Origin of the sequence: Gelidibacter japonicus (assembly GCF_010725055.1) — a bacterium.
Lineage (GTDB): Bacteria > Bacteroidota > Bacteroidia > Flavobacteriales > Flavobacteriaceae > Gelidibacter > Gelidibacter japonicus.
The window spans coordinates 180,313-186,838 of sequence record NZ_BJKB01000009.1; the positions used below are offsets into that span (position 1 = coordinate 180,313).

Consider the following 6,526-nt stretch of genomic DNA (forward strand, 5'->3'; position numbering starts at 1 on the left):
AAAATGATAAAGCAAATTAACAGTATCAATAATGTGGGTGCATTTCGGGAATTCCCGAATGGTGGTTCAATTCAATTTGAAAAACTGACATTTATCTATGGGCTTAACACAAAAGGAAAAACAACATTAACAGATATACTTTCTTCACTCAAGGAAAATGAACCAACCTTAATTACATCTCGAAAGTCGATTCCTGCTGTTAATTCAAATCAGAGTGTAAGAATATCAGTAAGACCACATAATGCTACTAACCAGCTGCCTTGTACTTTTTCAAATAATTCTTGGACAGAATTGAACTCAAATGATAATCTTCACATTTTCGGTTCTGATTTCATACACAAAAATTTATTTACGGGTCTCTCTATTGAAAGGCAGAACAAGGAGAATTTTACAAGGTTTGTTCTAGGTCAGCAGGGAGTTCAGTTGGCAACACAAATTGCTGAGGATAAAAGAATATTAAGGCAGAAAAGAGGATCACTTTCTAATATCTTGCCACCATATTTAAGAGGTATGGCAGAAGCGGAATATTTACCTTTTTTATCTATCGACCCGAGTTCAATTAACCTTCAAGCTACAAAACAGCAATTAGCTGACTTAGAACAAAGGCTTAGACAAGAACAACAAAGGCTTCAAAGACCTACAGAAATTTTATCAATTGAAGAGGTTTCCCAATTCAATGTTACTACAACAAATGTTCAAGAGTTAGTAACCCAAACAAACGATTTATTAGAGAGGGAATTTAATGAGATTAGTACTGCTGCAATTGCGAAACTTCAAGAGCATATTCAAAATAATTTTGAAATAACCGAAAATGCAGAACAGTGGATTAAAGAGGGTTTAGATACTCGAAAAAGCGATTCTGAAAATTGCTCATTTTGTGGTCAATCTTTAGAAACCGCAGCCGATTTACTTAATGCGTACCACTCTTATTTTAATGAGGCATACCGCAACTATATTTCCGACATATCAAATACGATTGAAAGCTTAAGAAGACAATGGAGAGTATTGAACTTTAACTCATTGAATGCAGTCACAGCAAAACAGGCTCTACTTTTACAATATTCTCAGTTAATAAATACAGATGCTTTCACAGCTTTAGTAACTCATTTAAATGAGTTAATAGCTTCAACGAACGAAACGGGTCTTGTTGATTTATCAACCCAATTTTCTCAACAAGTTAATCAAGCATTCAACACCAAGGAGAGAAAGCCTCACGAAATTGTTCAATCAATTGATTTTTCCAGTTTATTAGAAAATCACGCAAACTACCAAGGAAATTTATCTTCAATTTCCGAAACCATTGAAAGCATTAGGGAGGCGATACAATTATTTAAAGAGCCATATCGTGACTTAACCCAAGTAAGAACTAGAATTTCTGAATTACAGACTGAAATTGAAACTAAAAAAAGAGCAATTGCGAGAGTTGAGCAAAATGGTGCTTGCGTTTCATATCAAAGAGAACAACAAGAAATAACAGTAATTGAAGGTAGAATAACTACAAACGAACAGGCATTATCTGCAAATCAAAACCAATACCTTGATAGGTTCTATAATCGAATTGATTTTCACTTTAAACAGTTTGGAAGCGAAAACTTCACACTTGAAAGAGGCACAGACAATCGCGGGCATCAACCTGTTTATTTTTTAAAAGTGAAGTTCAAAGATGTCGAGATAAACGACACTAATATTGCCAAAGTCTTTAGTGAATCGGATAAACGAGCTTTGGCACTCTCTCTATTTTGGGCGAAGATGGATTTTTTAACGACTGAAGAAAAACAAAATGCGATTATTGTTTTGGACGACCCAGTAACAAGTTTTGACGACAATCGAATATTGAAATCAATTACACGCATTAAAGATACTTTGAGAGAAATGCGGCAAGTAATCGTCTTGACACATTACTCTCATTTCATCCGTAATTTTATGGAAAGAGGGATGAATGATGACTTTACTATTTCTTTCATTGAAATTTCTCAAAATAATACAACTAGCTTTCTACGTAGAATTGAAAGCAATCTTTTTACAGAGACTACTTATGATAAGGTATTCTCAAAAATTCAATCTTTTATAAACAGAGAAAGTGAAGTCGATATTAGGGCTGACCTGAGACCATTTCTTGAAAGTTTGTATTTACCACACTTTTACATAAGAGAATTTAAGGCATATACAGAAAGCGATACACCATTTGGCACATTAAGCGAAAAGATAGATGCAATTTTTTTAGATGAGACAGTCAAAGCGAAATTCCACGAGTTTAGAACAATGCTTAATCCTGATTCGCATTTATTTACAAGCAGCAACGAAGAAGATATTAGAAGTTTCGCAAGTGAAATGATGGATTATTTATACAACTTCTCACATAATTAGCCTATGAAATTTACAGAAGCGAAATTAGAGCAAGCATTTATAGAGCTTTTAGGAAATGAAGGCTATCCGCATTTCGTGGGCAGTAGTTTGGTACGTGCAGATGAAAACGAAGTAATCATTGAAGAAGACCTAAAAACCTATTTGCTCACACGCTATCAAAATGCCAATCTTACTGAAGTAGAAGCCCAATCCATTATTCTGCAACTCAAAACACTTTCTTCAGCAGACCTTTACGAAACCAACAAGAAAATAATGCAATGGTTGGCAGATGGTTTTATCCTGAAACGAGAAGACAGAAGTCAAAAAGACATTCATATTTCGCTCATTGATTATGCAGGGTTAGACCGTCAGCGACAAAGTGAAAATTTAGACATAATTACGGCCGAACCCCAAGAACAATATCCGCCTGACACCAATATTTACAAGTTTGTCAACCAATTGGAAATTGTTGGAACAGAAAGACGCATTCCAGACGGTATTTTATACATCAATGGATTGCCTGTGGTGGTTTTTGAATTTAAGACGGCTATTCAGGAAAACACGACCATTCACAATGCTTATGTTCAACTGACCACTCGTTACAAAAGAGACATTCCTGAACTGTTCAAGTACAATGCCTTTTGCATCATTAGCGATGGTGTGAACAACAAAGCAGGTTCATTTTTTGCCCCTTACGAGTTTTACTACGCTTGGCGAAGAATTGCAGGTTTGGCAAAAGATGTGGACGGCATAGACAGTATGTTCACTTTGGTTCAAGGAATGCTGCATAAAAACCGCTTACGAGACATTATTCAGAACTTCATCTACATTCCAGATTCTTCTAAAAAGGACGAGAAAATTGTTTGTCGCTATCCGCAGTATTACGCTGCTCGCAGTTTGTACGAAAACATCAAAAAAGCGGAGAAACCTGAAGGAGACGGAAAAGGCGGAACGTACTTTGGTGCAACAGGAAGCGGAAAGAGTTTTACAATGCTATATCTCACTCGATTGTTGATGAAAAGCAAGCATTTTGAAAGTCCGACCATTGTACTCATCACCGACAGAACCGATTTGGACGACCAACTTTCAGGGCAATTTACCAACGCCAAGCAATTCATTGGAGACAATGCGGTGGAAAGTGTAGAAAGCAGAGCCGATTTACGAACCAAAATGCAAGGCAGAAACAGCGGTGGCGTTTTTTTAACCACCATTCACAAGTTTACAGAAGACACCGAACTGCTCACCGAAAGAACCAATGTGATTTGTATTTCGGATGAAGCCCACAGAAGCCAAACCAATCTTGAGCAAAAAGTAAAAGTGACTTTCGAAGGCGTAAAGAAAACCTACGGTTTTGCAAAATACCTTCACGATTCGTTGCCCAATGCCACATTCGTAGGATTTACAGGAACGCCTATTGATGCCACGTTAGATGTTTTTGGAAAAGTGGTTGATGCCTACACAATGACCGAATCGGTACGAGATGAAATCACGGTTCGAATAGTGTATGAGGGACGAGCTGCCAAAGTCGCGTTGCATAATAGCGAATTGGAGAAGATTGAAAAATATTACGAAGAAGCAGCCGAAGCAGGAGCCAATGAATACCAAATAGAAGAAAGCAAAAAGGCAACGGCTACAATGAATTCAATTTTAGGTAATCCAGACCGTTTGTTGAAGTTAGCAGAGGACTTTGTACAGCACTATGAAAACAGAGTAAACGAAGGTGCGACCGTAAAAGGCAAAGCAATGTTTGTTTGCAGTAGCCGAGAAATTGGTTATGAATTTTACAAGAATGTCATTGCTTTAAGACCAGAATGGACTGAAAAACGGATTGCCGAAGAAGGAGCAGTTTTGACCGACAAAGACAAAAGGGAAATCAAACCAATGGAGCGTATCAAAATGATAATGACCAGAGGAAAAGACGACCCAAAAGAAATGTACAATTTGCTCGGCACAAAAGAATACCGCAAGGAATTAGATAGACAGTTTAAAAATGAAAAATCCAATTTCAAAATTGCCATTGTGGTAGATATGTGGCTCACAGGATTTGACGTACCATTTTTGGATTCTATCTACATTGACAAGCCTATTCAGCAACACAATTTAATTCAGACCATTTCAAGAGTTAACCGTAAATTTGAAGGCAAAAACAAAGGCTTGGTTGTTGACTACATTGGCATCAAAAAGGCTATGAATATGGCTCTTGCTAAGTACAACAAAGGCGAAAGAGAAAACTTTGAAGACATTCAAGAATCGCTCATTGTGGTAAGAAACCATTTAGACCTTTTGGCTAAAGTGTTCCATAAGTTTGACAGTTCAAAATATTTCGATGGTGCAGCTTTAGAGCAGTTAAACACGTTGAATATGGCTGCTGAATACGTTCAGTTGACCAAAGACTTGGAAACCCGATTTATGGGCTTGGTAAAACGTCTGAAAGCCGCTTATGATATTTGTGCAGGAAGTGAACATTTAACGCAAAAAGAAAGAGATTACACGCATTTCTATTTGGCTGTTCGGTCAATCGTTTTCAAACTAACCAAAGGCAGTGCACCCGACACGGCACAGATGAATGCCAGAGTTCGGGAAATGATAAAAGACGCGTTGGAAAGTGATGGTGTTCAGGAAATCTTCAAACTTGGAGATGAAACCCAAAGCGAACAAGACCTTTTTGATGAGGACTATTTGGCGAAGATTGATAAAATCAAATTGCCACATACCAAAATCAAATTGCTTCAACAACTTTTGGCCAAAGCTATTGGCGAGATTAAGAAAGTCAACAAAGTAAAAGGAATTGACTTCTCTAAGAAAATGCAAACCTTGGTAGAACGCTACAACGAGCGAAAAGAAGATGACGTGTTGCGAAGCGAAGTGTACGAAGAAATGGCGGAGCATTTGACTAACTTGATTTGGGAAGTTCAAAAGGAGTTTTCCGCAGGAGACGAATTAGGAATTGACTTTGAAGAAAAAGCCTTCTACGACATATTGAAAGAGCTGTGCATCAAGTATGACTTCAAATATCCAGAAGACAAACTAATTGTTTTAGCTCAGGCAGTTAAAGACTTGGTGGACTCACAAGCCAAATATCCAGATTGGAGCAAAAGAGAAGATATTAAATCCGCTTTAAAAGTCGGACTGATAATCCTCTTGGACGAACACGGATATCCACCAGTAGAAAGAGACGAAGTATATAAAGACATCTTTGAACAAGCAGAAAATTTTAAGAAAAACAGAGAAATAACGAAATAATGCCAACGCTAAAAGCCATACACATTTGCAATTCGCACCAGCCAACGCTGCAACCAAAAATTGCAAAAGAGTATGTTTTTGCCAACGCTGACAGACGGAAGAAAAAAAAGTACGACCGCACAACAAAGAACTGAGGCAAAAAACAAGGCTTTTCTCCATTAAATTGACAAATGCGGTACTGGCATTGTTGAAGTGGAATAAAGCTCCTTCGTCGTTTTATTTCCAATCCAACAATCAATAATCAGCACCAAAGTTGATGAGTCCGATTAATTAATCTTTAACACTGACACATGGGCATCATCGTACGGTAAACCAGATTTCACGATTGCAAAACACTGTTTCAATAACTTATTGGCTACTGCAATAAGCGCCAATTTTTTACTCTTACCCTTGTTTACGATTCGCTCATATATCTCGCGGCACGCTTTGTTGTACTTACAGGCATTGAAAGCACAAAGGAACAACAGGTTGCGAAGTTTCTTGTTGCCGACCTTACTGATCCTGCTACGACCGCGTACACTGCTTCCCGACTCTCGAATTGTAGGTGTAATACCAACATAGCTGCAGAGCTGTGCAGCGGTCTCAAACTTGGAAAATCCATCGGTTACCACAATCAAAAACAATGCAGTCTTTATACCTATCCCTGGAACGGTGGTCAAAAGGGTGAGCTGCTGTTGTTGTTCTTTCCTAACAAGCGAGAGCAGACGCTCCTCGATACCGGCAATCTCCTTGTCCAAGTGTTTTCTGTCCCGTTTCAGGGACCGGTAAACGAACTTGGAGGGAATGCCGAGGGTTTCTTCGCCGTGCAACTTGTTTTTGGCTGCCGTGCGCTTTTTAAGATAACTGTCCAACAATTGGAACAGTTGCAAACACTCTGCCTGCACATCGGTCAGGGCACTGTAAAGTGGAACCTCGTTAGCCATCGCATAATCGCAAA

General features: G+C 38.3%; 3 protein-coding genes. 2 read left to right on the top strand and 1 reads right to left on the bottom strand.

Annotation, left to right across the window (positions count from 1 at the left end; translation table 11 throughout):
* The first annotated feature begins 3 nt into the window (after nt 1–3).
* Entirely contained in the window at nt 4–2,367 is a 2,364-nt protein-coding gene (locus G6N06_RS11065; protein ID WP_163516805.1) for an AAA family ATPase, read from the top strand.
* A 3-nt stretch (nt 2,368–2,370) separates the two neighbouring features.
* Entirely contained in the window at nt 2,371–5,589 is a 3,219-nt protein-coding gene (locus G6N06_RS11070) for a type I restriction endonuclease subunit R (protein WP_163516806.1), read from the top strand.
* Between the two features lie 266 nt (nt 5,590–5,855).
* Here G6N06_RS11070 and G6N06_RS11075 read toward each other — a convergent pair.
* The coding region (locus G6N06_RS11075; RefSeq protein ID WP_163516807.1) for a transposase at nt 5,856–6,526 on the bottom strand (671 nt) is incomplete at its 5' end.